This window comes from Bacillus sp. EB106-07-01-XG149, assembly GCF_058791555.1.
On record NZ_JBYTDP010000001.1, the window covers coordinates 976,508 to 995,452 of the forward strand.

Annotated in this window: 20 protein-coding genes; all 20 read right to left on the reverse strand. The window is 32.4% G+C overall.

What is annotated here, in order from left to right:
- Positions 1–83: 83 nt before the first annotated feature.
- Complete coding sequence (locus AC3WTA_RS04950) at positions 84–878, reverse strand: hypothetical protein (RefSeq protein ID WP_000267174.1); 795 nt, start codon at positions 876–878, stop codon at positions 84–86.
- A 100-nt stretch (positions 879–978) separates the two neighbouring features.
- The gene (locus tag AC3WTA_RS04955) at positions 979–1,803 is read right to left on the reverse strand and encodes a DUF3952 domain-containing protein (protein WP_000769100.1); all 825 of its coding nucleotides are present in this window, start codon (positions 1,801–1,803) and stop codon (positions 979–981) included.
- A 199-nt stretch (positions 1,804–2,002) separates the two neighbouring features.
- Entirely contained in the window at positions 2,003–2,797 is a 795-nt protein-coding gene (locus tag AC3WTA_RS04960) for a hypothetical protein (RefSeq protein ID WP_000267171.1), read from the reverse strand.
- 182 nt (positions 2,798–2,979) lie between these two features.
- On the reverse strand, positions 2,980–3,225 hold the full coding sequence (locus tag AC3WTA_RS04965) for a hypothetical protein (protein ID WP_070168725.1): 246 nt from the start codon (positions 3,223–3,225) through the stop codon (positions 2,980–2,982).
- 289 nt (positions 3,226–3,514) lie between these two features.
- Positions 3,515–3,961, reverse strand: a complete 447-nt coding sequence (locus tag AC3WTA_RS04970) for a DUF5085 family protein (protein WP_000582717.1) — start codon at positions 3,959–3,961, stop codon at positions 3,515–3,517.
- Positions 3,958–4,419, reverse strand: a complete 462-nt coding sequence (locus tag AC3WTA_RS04975) for a DUF5085 family protein (RefSeq protein ID WP_070168724.1) — start codon at positions 4,417–4,419, stop codon at positions 3,958–3,960. The genes AC3WTA_RS04970 and AC3WTA_RS04975 overlap by 4 nt, the downstream gene beginning before the upstream one ends.
- A gap of 136 nt (positions 4,420–4,555) precedes the next feature.
- Entirely contained in the window at positions 4,556–5,341 is a 786-nt protein-coding gene (locus AC3WTA_RS04980; RefSeq protein WP_000267144.1) for a hypothetical protein, read from the reverse strand.
- 182 nt (positions 5,342–5,523) lie between these two features.
- Positions 5,524–5,769, reverse strand: coding sequence for a hypothetical protein (locus AC3WTA_RS04985; protein ID WP_001030787.1), 246 nt, complete (start codon positions 5,767–5,769; stop codon positions 5,524–5,526).
- A 220-nt stretch (positions 5,770–5,989) separates the two neighbouring features.
- Positions 5,990–6,460: a hypothetical protein gene (locus AC3WTA_RS04990; protein WP_000266199.1), complete on the reverse strand. Its 471-nt coding sequence runs from the start codon at positions 6,458–6,460 to the stop codon at positions 5,990–5,992.
- 136 nt (positions 6,461–6,596) lie between these two features.
- A complete protein-coding gene (locus AC3WTA_RS04995; protein ID WP_000582722.1) occupies positions 6,597–7,040 on the reverse strand; it encodes a DUF5085 family protein in 444 nt (147 codons plus the stop codon).
- Entirely contained in the window at positions 7,037–7,498 is a 462-nt protein-coding gene (locus AC3WTA_RS05000; protein ID WP_000868166.1) for a DUF5085 family protein, read from the reverse strand. The genes AC3WTA_RS04995 and AC3WTA_RS05000 overlap by 4 nt, the downstream gene beginning before the upstream one ends.
- A gap of 113 nt (positions 7,499–7,611) precedes the next feature.
- On the reverse strand, positions 7,612–8,385 hold the full coding sequence (locus AC3WTA_RS05005) for a hypothetical protein (protein WP_002096673.1): 774 nt from the start codon (positions 8,383–8,385) through the stop codon (positions 7,612–7,614).
- Between the two features lie 36 nt (positions 8,386–8,421).
- Entirely contained in the window at positions 8,422–9,894 is a 1,473-nt protein-coding gene (locus tag AC3WTA_RS05010; protein ID WP_000360012.1) for a T7SS effector LXG polymorphic toxin, read from the reverse strand.
- 40 nt (positions 9,895–9,934) lie between these two features.
- Complete coding sequence (locus AC3WTA_RS05015; protein ID WP_000503892.1) at positions 9,935–10,225, reverse strand: TIGR04197 family type VII secretion effector; 291 nt, start codon at positions 10,223–10,225, stop codon at positions 9,935–9,937.
- Between the two features lie 3 nt (positions 10,226–10,228).
- Entirely contained in the window at positions 10,229–10,651 is a 423-nt protein-coding gene (locus AC3WTA_RS05020) for a YwqH-like family protein (protein ID WP_000510565.1), read from the reverse strand.
- A 12-nt stretch (positions 10,652–10,663) separates the two neighbouring features.
- Entirely contained in the window at positions 10,664–15,175 is a 4,512-nt protein-coding gene (essC, locus tag AC3WTA_RS05025) for a type VII secretion protein EssC (RefSeq protein ID WP_000436750.1), read from the reverse strand.
- 43 nt (positions 15,176–15,218) lie between these two features.
- Positions 15,219–16,418 carry a type VII secretion protein EssB gene (essB, locus tag AC3WTA_RS05030; protein ID WP_000137024.1) on the reverse strand — a complete coding sequence of 400 codons (1,200 nt, stop codon included), beginning with the start codon at positions 16,416–16,418 and terminating at the stop codon, positions 15,219–15,221.
- Positions 16,419–16,491: 73 nt separating this feature from the next.
- Entirely contained in the window at positions 16,492–16,743 is a 252-nt protein-coding gene (locus tag AC3WTA_RS05035) for an EsaB/YukD family protein (RefSeq protein WP_001007573.1), read from the reverse strand.
- A 4-nt stretch (positions 16,744–16,747) separates the two neighbouring features.
- On the reverse strand, positions 16,748–17,251 hold the full coding sequence (gene essA / locus AC3WTA_RS05040) for a type VII secretion protein EssA (protein WP_000595666.1): 504 nt from the start codon (positions 17,249–17,251) through the stop codon (positions 16,748–16,750).
- On the reverse strand, positions 17,223–18,945 hold a 1,723-nt coding region (locus tag AC3WTA_RS05045; protein ID WP_483296230.1), incomplete at its 5' end, for an MFS transporter. The genes AC3WTA_RS05045 and essA, both read right to left, overlap by 29 nt.

The following is an 18,945-nucleotide window of genomic DNA, read 5'->3' on the forward strand; positions in this document are numbered from 1 at the left end:
GATACTTTAATTTTTATTAGCATCGATTTTTATACAATTCTTAATTGCTTATATACTCTGTTCGAATTTTCAGAAACCAAAACTTATTTTATTTCTTTCGCTTTCTTTTCCTCTCTCTCTTTATAACGCTTTAAGAATTCCTGACGCTCCCTTTCATGCTCCTCCCACGAAATATAAAATGACGGAAACTTAAATCTACAATAGGCTAATAATTGGAACTCTGCTGCACCTATGGCTACTGCGTACATTACAAGGGTTCCTGCCATATACCCCACTAAAACCCCTGTTTCATAATTATTATGAAAATAAATTAAAATAAGAAGGGTTAGTACATATATCGTAATACCAATCATTGTATTGTTTTTTATTTTACTAAAAAATGAAGTTGCTCTTTCATCGGTACTAAAGGCTCCACTCTCTGCTTGTTTAAAGGTATCAATTGTTGTCACCAGATGAACAAAAACTGCTCCTAGAAACAATAAACCCACATACAATAATGTAATTTGATCAATAGAATAATTCGAAATTGCTGGAAGTATAAATAATGTGAATCCTATAGTTCCTAGCTGGAATGCAAATAATAATATCACAAGTGCTTGCAACTTTTGATATTTGAAACGAGCTTTTGGAATTAGATATAGAATGAAAAAGATTACTTGCAAACCATATAACACTAATTCAATACTAACAATTATTTTGTCAAAGAGAGTTGGATAGTAACCCCAGCCAATCTTAATTAATGCTACCAAAATAAAAAGCATGAATAATGAACTATAAACTATTCCTCCAAACATAAACACCATAGAATCTTCTGGGCTTAAGCGATTTCTACATGTTATTTTAAATTCATCTAAATCTTTTTCTTTTATGTTCCACATTTGTTAACTCCACCTTTCCCCGAACTATAGTATATTACCAAAATATAGATGCAATTTTCTTAGTCACTGATTTTATACCTTTTTATTTTCATCGCCACTCTTAACCATCTCTTTTGTTGTACTGCGCCTTGTATTTTAAATATTCCTGTCTCGCATCTTGGTTATTATCCTGTTTTCTATTAAAATACGTTATTATTTGGAACATATTTTCTACTAATTTTCCATCCTCATTCTTTTCTTTAAAGTCTATATCTATCCTCATTTGCAAAATTTGTTTTGGATTTTTTGGGGCATCCAGGTGCAATACGATTGTTGCTCCATCAAATTCATCGTATTGTATCTTTAATTTATTATTAATAATATTTTTAAATTCAGATTCAGTTAGTCGATATCCCACTGAATTAGGCTGATCAAACTTTTTTATATCATCTTCAGGCTTCATCTTTAGTTTCCCTATCCCATTTAAACGATCTACAATTAAGTTCACGTATGAAACATCTAGATTTGAATCCGGACTTTTCACCTGTCCATTTTCATACTTAACATGAGTACTATAAATCGTTTCTTTTTTATAATTTTCATTTGTCCTTTTTCCCTTGCCTTTTTCTATATCAGTCGCAACTGTTTGTATCGCCTCTCCATATAAACTTTTATCTTTTGTATTATATACACCTTCCGTAGTTTGACGAATTGTTTTACTGTGCTCTCCATCTTCTTTTTGCTCAAACGTACTATAAATACCTCTTTGGGTCACATAAGCATACCCATCATCACTCGCAGACATTACCGTACTCATGTCCTCTTCTTCTAATGCCTTAACAAATCTCTCATACTCTATCTTCATCTCCCCAAAACCACATCCACTTAATAAACTTGCTACTATTGACAGAACTATTATCATCTTAGCTTTCATCTTTAACTTCATACTGACACCCCGTTGATTTCTCTAGGCATTTTTAGGCTCATTATGTTCCTATTTGGATAGTAGTACACTTCATCTTTACTTAATGGTATCTATTTACTCATATAGATTATATAGAAGATATCTTAATTTTTTAATGGATCAATTTATATACAGTCCTTAATTGCTTATGTACTCTATTTGAATTTTTAGAATTCCAAACTTATTTTATTTCTTTAGCTCTCCTTTTTTCCTTTTCTTCATAAAGCTTTACTCTTTTCTGACGTTCCCTTTCATGTTCCTCCCACGAAATATAAAATGATGGAAATTTAAATCTACAATAGGCTAATAATTGGAACTCTGCTGCGCCTATGGCTACCGAATATAGTATAAGGGTCAATACGGCATACCAACCTATTTGCCCCATCGTATAATCATTATTAATATAAATTAAGATTAGGAGAGTTAATACATATAATATAGAAGCAATCATAAAAAAATCTTTTGTCTTACTAAAAAATGAAACTGAATTTTCCCACTTACTAAATGCGCCTTCGCTAGCTTGCTTAAAGGTATTAATTGTTGTAAAAATATGAATAATAAAGGCTCCTAACAATAATAAGGCTACATAAGTCAATGTAACACGATCATTTGAATAACCGAAAATACTCGAAACAACTACTGTTACAAATCCTATAGTCGCAAGTTGAAGTGCATATAGCAATATAACTATAGCTTGTAACTTTTGAAATTTAAAACGGGCTTTGGGAAATAAATATACAATAAGAAAAATGATTTGTAAGCTATACAAAAATAACTCTATTTTAATAATTGTTTCCTCTAGTAAACTAGGGTATACTGACCAACCAAATTTCACCAAACCATAAATTACACCTAACATTATTAATGAGGTGTATATGATTGAACCTAACATAAAACCTACAGCAGCCTCAGGACTTAAACGATTTCTACATGTTATTTTAAATTCATCTAAATCTTTTTCTTTTATATTCCACATCCAAGTTTCCCACCTTTAACTACCTTTACTTAAATCATGTAGATTAAAAATAAAAACCTTCTCATTTTAACGAAAAGAGAAGGTTTTCTTGCTGTTATACATTCATGCCATATTCAGAACTTTCCCTCTTCAAATAATGTATTATAGTTGTTAATCTTTGAAATTTTATTTTCGCTATTAATTTAGGCATTTTTACTTTTCTTAAAAAATACCAAATATGCAAATAATGACGAGATTAAGAGGAATACACCCGCCCCTATCCCCTCATATATTTTAAAATAAACAGCAGCAATTATCACAAATATTGACATTATTATTATTAGAATCATTGTATATTTCATTATAAATTCTAACGCTTTATATATAGATACTATTGTCCTTTCAAAAAAACTTTTCTCTGTTTCCAAAACATTTCGATCCTTATTCAAATTAACAACCTCCTCTTTTTACAAATTAACATTTGAATAAATTTACCCCTTCAAAATAGCAACAAAGTGAACTATAGTACGTAACTACTGTCAATACAGAATAATCCAACTGAAAATCACATGTCGAAATATTAAGTTAATTACATATAGATTTGAGAACGAAAAACCTCCTCATTCTAACAAGAAGAGAAGGTTTTATTTATGTCATTTCCCCAAACCCTATTCAAAGCTATCTCTTTTATGATATTTCATGATGTTTCCATATTTTAAAAGCCACAAGCTTAAAATATTATTCTTCATTAAATACAGCAATCTTCACTTCAACATACTGTAAAGACTCATCACCGCTAAACACATGATAAATTGGCGAGGCTAAATTCAGATTATTATCCTCCATATACAGAAGCATTTCACCATATACCTGCTCTGTTAATTTTTCATAATCTCCCGTATATCGTTTCATGAGCATCTCATCAACATAATAATAGCTCCTAAATTGAAGTGTTTCTGATGTTGGAATTTTATCTTCATTTACTGGCATGAATAATTCAACGTACATATTTTCATCAGATGGTATATTTTTTAAAGCATAAAACATCGGACCTTTTACTGTTAAATTCGCTGTTGCAATTTCTGACATAAAATGTTCAATTGCTTCTTCCATATCTTCGTAATGAAAATAGTACTCTTTTGAAACAACATTTGTATATGCAATACTTTGTCCTTCAATTATCATTTTATTGTTTCACCTACTTCTATAATAGGAGCATAAATATCTAGCCACATGTCACCGTATACATCTAAACATACGTGATAAAAACCGCTATCTAATTTAATATGATGCTGTTCTGCAAACTCATGTATTAAATTATAAGCCTCCTCAATATCACCATCTTCATCAGTAAATCGAACACTTAATGCCTCTTCAATAATTAATCCATCAACGTATTCATATGCAGAATTCTCTCCCAATTTAACACGCTCATTTACTGGAACAGAATACGTATATTCGCCGTACTCTGGTTCATTTTCCAATGGCTGATATTTAAAAAGAACAGGACCTACAGCATATATTCCATTATGAACAACTTGATTTCTCAGTGCGATAGCAGGTAATAACCAATCTTCTTTTTTTACAATTTGAGTAATACTAATTAAATTTAAAAGTGATAATGCTTTATATTGAATTTTCATAATACCTACTCCTTTTACTATTCTTTCTCTTGGCTATATATTCTTTTGTTTCTTCAAATGTCACTTACGCTCTCTTTCATATTCCTTCCACATTATAGTAAATGGCGAACATTTAAACCTACTATACTCATTTCCTTTACGCCTTACGTTTTGATTTACCTTTTTTATTTTTCTTTTGATATCTTGGAGTCTCTCTTTTATGTTGCTCCCACGATATGTTAAATGAAGGGAATTTAAATCTACAATACGCTAATAGCTGAAATTCAGCTGCACCAATGGCTATCGTATACATTAAAACAGTACCTATTACATACCCAATAAAAGTATCAAACGCATAATCATTATGAAAATAAATCAAAATAAGAAGGATTAATGCGTATATTGAAGCAACTTTCATCATAGTTCCTTTTGTTTTACTAAAAAAGGAAGCAGATCTTTCATTCATACTATATGCACCTTCACTTGCCTGTTTAAACGTATCAATCGTTGTCACAATATGAATAATCACTGCTCCTATAAATAAGAAACCTACATATACTAATGTAATTCCGTCGATTGTATAATCAGACATTCCAGGAAGAATTAAAGCCGTGAATAATATCGTACCTAATTGGAATGCATATAATAATACGACAATCGTTTGTAACTTTTGAAATTTAAATCTAGCTTTTGGAAATGAATATAGAATTAAAAAAATTATTTGCAAGCTATATAGCACAAGTTCCATTCTAACGATTGTTTTCTCGAAGAAAGTAGTATAATAGTCCCAACCAAACGTTACCAAAGTACCAATAAGAAAAAACATCATAACTGAAACGTACACTATTGTTCCTATCATAAAACCTAAAGCACCCTCAGGGCTTAATCGACTTTTACATGTCACCCTAAATTGATCTAAATCTTCTTCTTTTATATTCCACATCCAATTGTCCCACCCTTAACTACATTCACTTAAATCATGTAAATTAAAAATAAGAACCTTCTCATTTTAACGAAAAGAGAAGGTTTTCTTGCTGTTATACATTCATGCCATATTCAAAACTTTCCCTCTTCAAATAACGTATTATAGTTGTTAATCTTTGAAATTTTATTTTCGCTATTAATTTAGGCATTTTTACTTTTCTTAAAAAATACCAAATATGCAAATAATGACGAGATTAAGAGGAATACACCCGCCCCTATACCCTCATATATTTTAAAATAAACAGCAGCAATTATCACAAATATTGACATTATTATGATTAGAATCATTGTATATTTCACTATAAATTCTAACGCTTTATAGATAGATACTATTGTCTTTCCAAAAAAACTTTTCTCTGTTTCCGAAACATTCCGATCCTTATTCAAAATAACATCTTCTCCTTTTTACAAATTGACTTTTGAATAAATTTTCCCTTTCAAAATAAGAACAAAGCGAACTGCAGAACGTAACTACTACCAATACAGATTGATCCAAATGAAAAATCTCATGTCGAATTATTCAATCAATTACATATAGATCTTAGAATAAAAAACCTCCTCATTCTAACCAGAAGAGAAGGTTTTATTAATCTCAGATATTCTTACATTATAATAATGATTCTTTTTGAGCTATTTCATAGTGCTCTGCTATTTTTTTACACATCTTTTTATATTCCAGCATCCACTCTGCTATTTCTTCTATCTCTTCATCAGTGGACTTTTTCTTATATTTAAAACCAATCACTTTCATATCCGAAAACACTTCTTCTTCCATTTCTTCATCTACCGGAATACATTGGATAATAACTTTCGTTGTGTTTGAGACTTGCACAAAAATTTCAAATGTGCCAACAAACATAGCAACCGTTCGGAATAATTCTTTATTACTCATATATAAAACCCTTGCAAGTTCTTCTGCAAGTTCAGGATATATAAACAATACATCAATCATTTCAGCAGCTATTATGCAATCATCTACTGATACTTTCTCCAATATTTGCTGCTTAATTAATTCCCCAGTTTTATGCTCACACTCTTGTTGAAAATATACAGTTTTTTCTTTTGAAAATAGCCACATATGTAGACTCCTTCCTACTAAAAACAACAATTAGAACTCTTAATTCAAGAATACCTTTATATTATTCTTCTATAAAACGAAACTAAAATCTGGTTTTTACTTTTCATATTTCCAGAACTATAAGTACACTAAATTATTATTGTGTATCCACTGCAATTTTTATTTCAACATACTGTAGCTCTTCATCACCGCTAAAAATATGATAAATAGGTGAAATCATATCAAGTTCATTATCTTCCATATACTGAAGCATCTCAGCATATGCATACTCGGTTAATGTTTCATAATCTCCTGTCAATCGTTTCACAAGCATGTCATCTACATAGTAATAGCTTCTAAATTTCATTGTTTCTAATGGTGGAACTTTATCCTCATATATCGGCATAAATAATTCAATATACATATTTTCATCTGAAGGAACATTTTTCAATGCATAAAATAGTGAACCTTTTGCTGTTAAGTTCGCTTTTTCTATTTCTAGCATAAAATCGTCAATCGAATCTTTCATATAGGTATAATGAATATAGTATTCTTTTGAAACAACATTTGTATATGCAATACTTTGACCTTCTATAATCATTTTACGGTTTCACCTACTTCTATAATAGGAGCGTAAATATCTAACCAAGTATCACCGTATACATCTAAGCATACATGATAAAAACTACTATCTAATTTAATATGGTTTTGATTTGCCACCTCGTGTATTAAATTATACACATCTTCAATATCACCATCTTCATCCGTAAAACGCACACTTAAAGCATCTTCAATTATTAAACCATCAATGTATTCATATGCAGAATCTCCCCCCAGTTCCACACGTTCATTTACCGGAACACAATATGTATATTCACCATATGCTGGTTCATTTTCAAGTGGTTTATATTTAAAAAGAACCGGTCCTACTGCATAAATCCCATTACGGATAACTTGATTTCTCAGCGCAATAGCAGGTAGTAACCAATCTTCTTTTTTGACGACTTGAGTAATACTAATTAAATTTAATAGTGATAATGCTTTATATTGAACTTTCACAACATCTACTCCCCTTATCTTTATTTCTTTCTAATTCGAATGGAAACGTGCAATTTCTCATTTCATACGCATAAATTAACAACTTATGCTATAGCAAAAATTCATTTCTTTTATTATCTACTTTTCGATTTGTTTTTTTTATTATATTTTCTAAATTTCTGACGTTGTCTCTCATTCTCTTCCCACGTCATATTAAATGATTTAAATTTAAATCTACAGTACACTAAAAGCTGGAATTCAGCTGCACCTATGGCTACTGCGTACATTAAAATGCTCCCAACCACATACATTAGTAAAGCATCAAACCCATAGTCGTTACGAAAATAAATTAAAATCAGAAGGAGTGGTACGTATATCATTACTCCCTTCAGTACATTCATCTTTGTATTACTAAAAAATGATTTAGATCTCTCATCCATACTAAATGCACCTTCACTTGCTTGTTTAAACGTATCAATTGTTGTCACAATATGAAAAAAAACTGCTCCTAGAAATAATAAACTTGCAAGCGTCAATGTAAAAACATCAATCGACTTATTAGCTATTTCAGAAACGATTAAAGCTGTGAGCCCAATCGTTCCTAATTGAAATGCGTATAATAACACGACAATTGTTTGTAATTTTTGAAATTTAAAACGAGCTTTTGGAAACAAATATAGTATTAAAAAAATGATTTGCACACTGTATAACAACAGCTCAAACTTTACAATTCCCATTTCAAAGAGAACCTTACAATACTCCCAACCACCTGATAAAACGATAGAAAATATAATTATTGAACTAAAGAGTATGCCCCCCATCATAAATCCTGTAGCTCCCTCAGGACTTAATCGTACTCTACATGTCATTCGAAACTCATCCAAATCCTCTTCTTTTATATTCCACATCATTAAATTACTCCTTTTATGTCATCTAACTTAACATCAAAATAAAGACCAAATCTTTTTCGTTATTTGTTTGACTCCTTTTTTTGCATAATCGATTGCATTATCTTCTCCTCCCCACTTATAATTCATCACTGCTGTGGCAAATACCGCAACACCAGCTCCTACAACAGTGCCAACAGGCGGAACGAAAAACGATCCCGCTACTGCACCAGCTGCTGCTGCTCCAGCAGTTGCTCCAATATCTACTGCTGAATCTGTTGCTATATCAACTATATCCTCTCGCTGCCATCCATTTTTTTGAGCCTCTGCAATGTTATTTCCAACTGACACAACCGCTCCAAATATAGCGGCCCCTTTTAAAAACTTACCAGTTTTCCCAAGTTCTTTAAAGGCTTCTTTCCATTTTCCAGGATGTAAATCCTTTAACCCTTTTACATACTCCGTTTTAAACGAACTCCATCCCCTTTCTTTAATTGCAGTAGTTAATCCATTTTGACTCCGATCCTGATGAAATTTGTGAAAATCTTGAAATTCCGGTAACTTATAAATTCCTTTTCTTGCTTTTCTTACTTGTTCATTCGTGATTCTCGAATTTTCTACACCATCCATTTTAAGCCCATTTTTTACGTAACGAAATATACTATCATCACTACTATCCATCTTTAGTAATTTGAATACTTCCACTAAATCTTCTTTTTGACGTGTTGATAGTGTAAACTTCCCTTTTCCTTTTCGAGAATCAGGATCAAAAATTGCTTTAAAATCATAATTCTTTTTAGCATAATACATACGAGCAAAGGCAGCTATTAAAAATTTTGTTCCTTTTTGTTGTATATCAAACGCCGTCATATGATTCGAAATACCATTTATTAAGTTTCCATTCCATCCACCAGCCATAATTTTTTCGACTATCTTACTAGAAAAATCTCCATTGGCTGCTTGTATTTCTTTCATTCCCTTGTCTAATGAACTTAACATTTCATTAAAATGTTGAAGTTCATTTTGCTGACTATTATACGTTTCTAATTTTTCTAGCGTATCACTAATTTCCTTTTGACTTTTTTGGATTCCTTCAGATATTCCTGAAGATGATGGATACTGAGTTGGGACAATGTCTGCTATAGTCGATATAGTTTGTTTTGCTTCTTCATTAGAACGATCAAATTCATTGCTGTATCCATTAATTTTTTTCTTTACATTATCTAAATAGTTCCCATAAATCTTTGTGTCACTATCACTATCAACTGTACTATTAAAACTCTCTATTGCTTTTTGAAATTCATTTTTCAACTCTTCCGCTGCAATTTGAAATCCAGCAATCGTAGTACCATGTACTCTAGAAAAATACCTCTTTATTTCATCTGCTGCTTTCCCTTGAAAAGAATTAAGTTGGTTCAAATCATCTATTTTCCCTAATAAAGTTTCAAAATATTGATTTAGTTCGTCAGCACTTGTTTGAAATCTTTTTTGTAATTCGTTTACTTCTTGTAATTCAATATTTTTATCCACGTTTCTCTCCCCTTATTTCATTTTTACGTAGAATGTTTTTCTAGTGCTGCTGTATACCAACTTTTAGTTCTTGCCCAAGTTTTGCATCTTTCTCTACCATTTTTGCTCCAATTTCTTGTACTCTACTTATATCATTTTCTAACAATTTCTCATATCGCTGAACTTTCTGAGAAAGTTTTTCAATCGCTTCACAATATTTTTTCAGTTTACTTAAATTCGTACGATGTAACTGCATACCATTAAATTTAGTCTTACCTAAATCACTAGCACCACTTTTCAATTCACTTACTTTCGCGTCAAATACCCCTTTATTTAATTTAATTTCCCCCATTTATCATTTCCCCGCCTTCTGTACTTCTACTTGAATACTAGCGTCAACCATTGAAACACTTCTACTTAAAGAAAGAATACTAGACTCACATGTAGCGATTTCTCTTTCAAGCCGCCGTATGGCTTGATCGATGTCTTCTTGCACTCTTCCTAGTTCTCCAATAAACTTCCCTAAATTCGAAATGACTTGTTGTTCATACGTTTCTTTAAAAGTAGTTGCTCTTTGCCCTTTCCAACTACTCTCGTTTATTTCTAAAGACTTAAACTGCTCTTGATTTTGTTTAATTGCTTCAAGATTATTTACAAATTTCCCCTTAGCAGTTATTAGCCTTCGTAGTTTCATTTGTAATTCAGCCAATTGCCCTTGTTGATGACTTATACTACTTAATAAACCAGATTTTTGACTATTTAATTCCTCTATCCCCATGCAAATCCCCCCTTAAATAGTTGGCACTTTAATTCTAGTAGCAAAACGATTTTCAACAAAATACCCTTCAAATGGATTTAATTTTGTACTACTTAAATCTTTATTAGATACATCGAAGACCATTTGGCCTGATGATTTTCTAAGTAAAATAACATGAGATTGCGTTTTTATTGTTTTTGAAACTAAGTCGTATCGACTGTCAATTGAATCAACATCACAGCCAATTACGAAGTGGATGCCCATAAATGCACCATTTGTTATTAATTCCGCCAAACTATATATATCGCTATCTTCTAAATTACTTAAAATATCATTTACATCTGCGATTACGATTACAATCGGCTTAAATTTCTTAATAAATTCTGCCGGGTTCACTGTTTCACTTGATGCTTCCTGCTCCTCTTTAAACGCCGCTTCTCTCGATTTATAAGCATTTGTAACTTGTTTAATCGTTTTCTCAATTCCTGTTTTTTCAGCTACATATAAAGCAGAGCTCTCTCTATAGTTTGAGAAATTGCGTGTTCTTGTATCAATTAAACCTAGGTCAAAGTGACCACTGTCTGCTAACTGTTGAAGGAATTGATGAACTACATTTTCAACTTCATCTTTCTTGATTCCCCCTACAACAATATTAGCCGCTTCCGTTAAATCTAATTCGAGAGGCGTAACGCTTTCTGTTTCTACACCAAATGTTAGTTTGCCTGCTTCAATAATTTTTCTTGTTTCTGGCCATGCAATGAATTCTTTGTATTCCAGAACTTCAGGTACCATAGGAATTGCTTTCGGTCTTTCTCCATCCCAGAAGGAATCCATCTCTTTTCCTTCAGCTTGTATATTTTCAATTCGAGTAAGGACATCTTCTCCATTTGTCGGTAAAGCTGTTTGGAAGATTGTTGGTTCGTCAATTTTTACTAAACCACGGCCTGCTAATTCTTCAATTTTTAACTCTGTTCTTCCTACAATAGCTCTAGATTCTGCCTCATCTATCATATATAGAGCAATTTGTAGTTTAATATTTGTATTTACTTGTACTCTCAATGCATTTTGACGTGTAGCCGTAAGCATTAAATGAATTCCTACTGCTGCCCCTTCACGTACAATTTGTGCAACAATGCGTTCAAAGTCTTCGACAAATCCAGCTTCTCTAACAGCATCATAGTTATCTAACGTAATTAATACTGTTGGTAATACTTCCTTACTAACTCTCTCATACATTTCAAGACTCGCAACTCCATATTTACTTAGCAATTGCTTTCTATCTTTTAATAAGTCTTCTATGCGACGAAGAAACTTCTCGCATTTTTCAACTTGGTCTAATGTAATGATGTCCGCCACATGCGGTAAAGATTTTAATGGCATTAAGCCATTTGTTCCGAAGTCTAATAAATACACATGCAAATGCTCCGGACTATGCTGACGAGCTACATCCATAATGACTGATTGTAAGAATGTTGATTTTCCGTAGCCTGGGCTTGAGAAGACCGCTACGTGTCCGTCTTTACTAATATCTAGTGTTAATGGTGTTTGTGATTGTAATTCAGGCTGATCTAGTAGACCAACTGTTGCTTTTAATGGTTTCTTTTCTTTCGTCCATGCTTCTTTGAACTGAATAGCGTGTAAGTCTTGTAAATATACGCTTTCTGGAAGTGGCGGTAACCACGGTCTAGCTAACGCTTCAATTTCATTTATTTCTGCGTAATCGTGAATGTAGTCAATAACAGCATCCAGTTCAGATGGTACGCTTATTACTTCTTTACTGCTACCAAGTCCACTTAAGTCTTCACTTAATATTTCATATTGTCCTAGATCATTTATTGCATAGATTGTTGCGTCTAAATGTTCTTTATCCTCTTTGTTTTCTACATAGTCTGCTCCGCTCCAAGCTGATTGGAATAGTTCATAAATTTCATTATTCCCAACTTGTAAGTAAGCACGTCCTGGTAATGTAATTTCAGCAGCATCTGGTGTTTTTAAAATTTCATTACTATCTGACGTATTTTGAACTTTTAATGCTAGTTTGAATTTCGAGTTACTCCAAATTTGATCGTCTACAACACCACTCGGTTTTTGCGTAGCTAATATTAAATGGATTCCGAGTGAACGACCGATACGCGCTGTTGAAACTAACTCTTTCATGAATTCTGGTTGTTCTGACTTCAGTTCCGCGAATTCATCACTAATTAAAAATAGATGTGGCATCGGTTCACTTACTAAACCTTCTTTATACAGTTTTTGATACTGGTTAATATGGTTTACATCATTTTCCCCAAATAATCGTTGTCTTTTTTGTAATTCAGCTTTAATTGATGCGAGCGCTCTCATACTTTGTGCTCCATCTAAGTTCGTAATTGTTCCTAATAAATGCGGTAAGTTTTTGAATAAATTCGCCATACCGCCGCCTTTATAATCAATTAGTAGAAAGGCTACTTCGTAAGGATGGAAATTGACTGCTAGAGATAATATATACGATTGTATAATTTCCGATTTACCTGAACCTGTTGTACCTGCTATTAACCCGTGTGGTCCGTGTGCTTTTTCGTGTAAGTTTAAGTTTACGATATCTTCTTTACCACGTAACCCAAGTGGTACAGCTAAAGATTTATGTGCAGCATTTTTCTCCCAGCGACTTGTAATATTTAGTTCTTTTACTTTCTCAACACCGTACATTTCTAAAAATGTTACACTTTCTGGGATACTATTTTTTAAGTTTTGCAAATGATTTAACGGTGCTAATGCTCGTGAAACATCTTCTAAATTGAACCCTTTCGGTACGTGATTGAGTTTAAATTGACGGTTTACAAGCTCTCCCTGTTCTAAGATGATGTTCCCTTGTTTTGCATCTCTTATGTCTATTACCGTTTTTACATGCTCCGGTAAACTTTGCATAACATCTTGTACAAATACAAGTGATACACCTAATTGACTCGGATCATCATTAAAGAATTCCATAACAACATGGTCTAGTATTAGTTTTTCATCTGTAATGAGAACGACATAGTGCGGTGCAAAGTACATTTTTTCATTCGTTGAACTTTTTTCATCTAGTTTTAATTTTCGTTCTTTCAATATTTGATACAAACTATTTAACACTTGATCACGGCTACGATCATGGTATACAAATCCACGTACATTTATATCGCGAACACTTCCATGAGGTAACCAGCGCATCCAATCCCATTTTTCCTTTTCTTCTTCAGGAAAAATAGTAATAAACTGCAAGTCATAATAACTATGGAATAACGCGGTTTGTACAACTAATAATTGTAATTGTTCTAACACTAAAGAGCGTTGTCCAATATAGCCAACCGGTCCATTTATCAAATCTGTTACAACGGGTACATCTTCCAATGATAGATAACGCTGTCTTAGTTCACGTGCTATATCAATTAATTCATCTTTCGTTTGACTAAATTCTTCTTCATTAAATTGAATTTCAAAACTCGTATTAGCTTGTCCTGTCCCAACGCTAAATGTCAAGAAATCATGATGTAGCATTGTTTTTTCATATATACGTGGATTTACTTGCACAGCCATATTACGTATGACTTCAACATTTGGATTATGATATTGTAATGCATGACGCTGCTTTTCACTTTCTGCATGTAAATCTTTCGTTTTTTGTTTTATATACGCTCTATAACTTTTATCACGTTCCACAATGTCGATTTTATATTGCTTTAAATTTTTTATATAAGATGTGACAGATACAATAATCGTTACTAATGTCATCGCAATCGATGCAATAATAAACATCCCATATTTCATAAAGATTGCAAGTAATACTGTTACGACAATCATGACAAGAGAAGGTGCAATAATTCTCGCCAAATGCTCAGTCGGTTTTGACGGCATACTTGAAGGTTTTGCAATTGTCATTTTCTCTTCTGGTTCACGGTAAATAATACGTGGTGAACGATGATAGTCTGGATAACCACTTTGATAATTCGTTTCGGATTCTACTAAAATAGGTAACGTAGATTTAACGTTCTCTTCTGAAGACAATACTTGAATATCTTCACTGCCTATTTCTACTAAAACACCATCAAAATATAATACGTCTCCAGCTTCTAACATAACGCTATCTTTTAGCTTCGTATAATTATGAAATACATCCCCGTCATATACGTTCACTTTAAAAGAATCGTACAACGTTTCACGAGATAGCATTAAATCTACATTCGTTCCGGTAATAGAAATATCATCATAACTATTTTGACTCAATGTAAGAGAATGTTTCGTTCCTATATCAAACACTTTATTTGTACCAATAATAGATATAAAGATTTTCAAGCTCACATCTTTAGTTTTTCCAATCTCAAATTCCTTATTGAACTCTATTAATTGATTTTGTACCATCCAAGCATTTACTTCATTATTCCACTTTAACTCTACTTCTTGTTCTAAACTTGGATTCGTAATATCATTTGTCCACTCTTTTCCAATCGACACTATTGATTGCTCATTTGGATGTAATGTGCACTTATATATTTTGTCTCCATAAGTCAATACTAATAGTTGCTCCATCCGTGTTCACTGCTCCTTTTCAACTGTCTCATCAAGTGCTTGCTTACTCTTTCTTCTCTGTGCTTGACGAGTCTTTATCGTTTGATGATTTGCCATATTTCTTTTCATATTCATCTAATTGTTGCTCATATGTTTTTAATTTTTGATCACGCTCTTCTCCTGATAAATCCGGATTATTTTTCATCGATTCAATTTGTTTAACAAGGCCGTACATAATAAGCTGAGGATCATCAAGTGTCTTAGCTAAATCTAATGATTTATCAAAATTACCTTTTCCGTTATACATCCAATACAGCAAATACTTTTCATCACTTTTCAAACTAATATTTTTCATAATCATTTTCTTTTGATCTTCACCTAGTTTTTCAGCCGTAATGTATGCAAATGCTAACTCATATTTAGATGCAATCGGTAATGATTCAAATTCCTCTTCATTTAATTGCGTAATTACTTTGTCATAATCAGTTGCTATGAAACTCGCATTTGCTTCTATTAACTTATTTTGATAAGGAAATTTTATAAAAGTGAAATATATTAAAGGAGCAGCTAAAATAACTGTCGCCGCTATGAAGGAAAAAGCTAAGTATTTAAATGATTTATAGCTCTTTTTAGATACTAACTGCATATTTTTTTCTGTTTTTGTTTGTTCCTTCTCAAAGCTGTCATCAAGAAACTGCAGTAATGCATCTAAACTTTCCATTTGAGCAACTGTCTGTTCAAATGTTGTTTCTTTTGCATCTTTTAGTAACCCAGCATATAAATCATCAAAATTGTGCTTTTCGGAGAATAAAGCAATAATTAGACACTTGTATTGCGTTAAAAATTGCTCTTCTAACAACGGGGTTGGTGGAACAATATCTCGAATTCCTCTATGTATAATACTTGGCATTAAATTCGCATTAAAAACTATATTGTCTGGATGTAAAAAGAACGTAATTCGTTTATTTAAATATTTACGAAATTGCGCAACATTTCGAAGCAGTCTCAATTTCTCATTTCTTCCAAAACGGCTAAGATCGTCCCACTTATATAAATTTTTGTCCACTTGAAATAGAAACGTAAACATATCATCCGTTTCTTCTATCGTTAATGGTACAAATTCAGATGATGCGCCCGTAATTATATCGAATTGACGGAAATCTTTTATACGTGTTTGAGATTTTGTCATCTCCAATTTCCAATTTTCTTTTTCTATTTGAAATTGATAGTTCATTGCATCAATTTGAATTGTTTTTTCCGTCATGTTTATCCTCTTCTCCTTTTCTTTATAACCAGTAATAACTTATTTTCAAAAAACTAAAAGTAAGAAATATTCTTTATAAAACTTGTAAAATATCTCCGTCTGTTATTTGGTGATCAATTAAACGATCATTATCTGTTAAAACAATTGACTTATTTCTCACTTTCATTACAAAATGTGAACCTTCATGATTATCAATCTTTAACGTATCTAATAAGTTTTTCAATAAATATTTAATAGATTGATGATTCGGAATACGCAAATCATATGTATTTCCATTCCATTTACTAAAATCTACCGTTACATTAATATGCGTTTGTATTGCCATTACTTTACCTCCAACTTTTCCGAAGAACCGTATAAATACCGATGCAAATAAGTAAAACACTGCCGCCTAACAATATGATTATTGTTGTACTTATTGGCTTTTCATTCATTGTTTGATTACTTGCTACTTCATCAGCGCTTTTTCTTACAACGTATTCACTACTAAATAAACTATTTTTCGTATTTTTAACACTATTATTTTCTTTTTGTTTTATAAAAAGAGAATCTCTTAAGGATTCCATCTCTTTTTGTTCTTTCTTTTTCTTTTTTTGAATCTCTTCTTCTATATCTTTATTAAATAACTCAATTGATGCTTTATCTAATTCTGTTTCCTTATGTTCCCTTTTATTTTTTTCTTGGTCTTTATCTTCAAAGCGGTCTACTTTAAACTGAATCTTTCCATCATCACCAAGATAACTGTCCGCCGCGCTCCTAATCGGTAGCGCGACAAACAGTAAAAGGAAACAAATAAATGATAACTTAACCACTATGCTCCATTGTTTGATCATTTACTTCTTTTTCCTCCCATTTCTTGTGCCATACAAATAGATTACTAACTAATCCTATAATGGCAATTACAAACAATACGATAAAAATAACTTTTCCTGTATCTTTACCGCTAATAAAATCATTTAGAAAACCTTCTATATATTGAAGCGGTGAAAATTGACGCAATTTACCTACAGAAGACATTTGGTCTACTTTACTTCCAACTGCTTCAGTTAAAAATAGATACATACTTAAAAATACTAATAAGATAAACATCCCTACCATTTTTATTTGTCGTAGTAAGTATGTTGAAACTAATACGAACGCCATCATAATGATTGTGATAAACGCAATCCATAGTAAACTTTGATCCTGACCGAATTTTAAAAGACGGCCTGAAATGATTCCTATACTGATTCCTTCCACAATCGATATTCCAAATGCTACTACTGTAGTTGGTACATTCATATCAATTAAAGAGAACCTCTCTTCAAAATGATCTGATTGCGTTCGTTTCTTTTCTTGATTCGCAATTGCATATGCTGTAAATAACGCAACAATGAAACAAGTTAATACGATTAAGTATGGTGTAAAAGCATTACCAGCTACAATTACCCCATCATTTTGTTTCTGAACTGGACTAGATAAAAACTCATATAGCATCTCATTTTGACGATCTCCAATACGACTATTCGCCAAAATCTTCGTAAAGTTTTTCGAGAATGCTTTATCATCTTCCATTTTCTTCGTAAAATCATTTAATAAAGAATCTGCTTTCGAAACAATTGTCGTTCCGCTGTCTTGAATTTCTTTTGCTTGTCCATTGATTTGGTCAAATGTTTTATACACATCATCTGATGTTGCTAAACTATGCTTCGAACTTTCTACTAATGATTGAGTTTGCATCGTTAAAGATTTAATACCAGAGTCTAACGATAGTACAGCTGTTTGTTCACCTGCATTATTAGTCGTTAATACTTGTTGCTCTTCCACTAACTTTAAGCTACTCTCACGCCATTTCGCTAAACCTTTTACATACTCTCCTAAATTTTGATTCATACTAGTCGCTTGCTGCATCGTTTCATTTAATTTCTCCGCTAATAGCATTGAATTTTGATCTGCACTAGTAATGAGTTGTTGGTAAGAGTCTATTTTTTGTTTTAAACCTGTCATATCTTGCTTTACTTCACTCGTAATACTAGCTGAAACAAGATTTGAAATTAAATCAATTACACTTTGCTTATTTAACATATAGTACAATGAATGATCAGTAGCAATCGCATCTAAACTTCCCTCTTCAAGCTTAGGCCCCACATCATTCGTTCTTAAATCAATCCCATAATACACTTGATAAAGACTCATTAAACCTTGATAACTTTGAACGGTCTCCACTGCTTCTTTAATTAATACATTAGATGTATTATTTGTTAACTTCTCAGTTTTTTGATGTACAATATAATTATTTGTACGTTCAATAACTGTTGAGCCACCACCTTGGTTTTGGTTTCCACCGTTTCCGTTATCTGTCCCTGTTCCGCCTCCCGGGTTTCCTCCGTTATCTGTCCCCGTTCCGCCTCCTGGGTTTCCTCCGTTATCTGTCCCTGTTCCGCCTCCCGGGTTTCCTCCGTTATCTGTCCCCGTTCCGCCTCCTGGGTTTCCTCCGTTATCTGTCCCCGTTCCGCCTCCTGGGTTTCCTCCGTTATCTGTTCCCGTT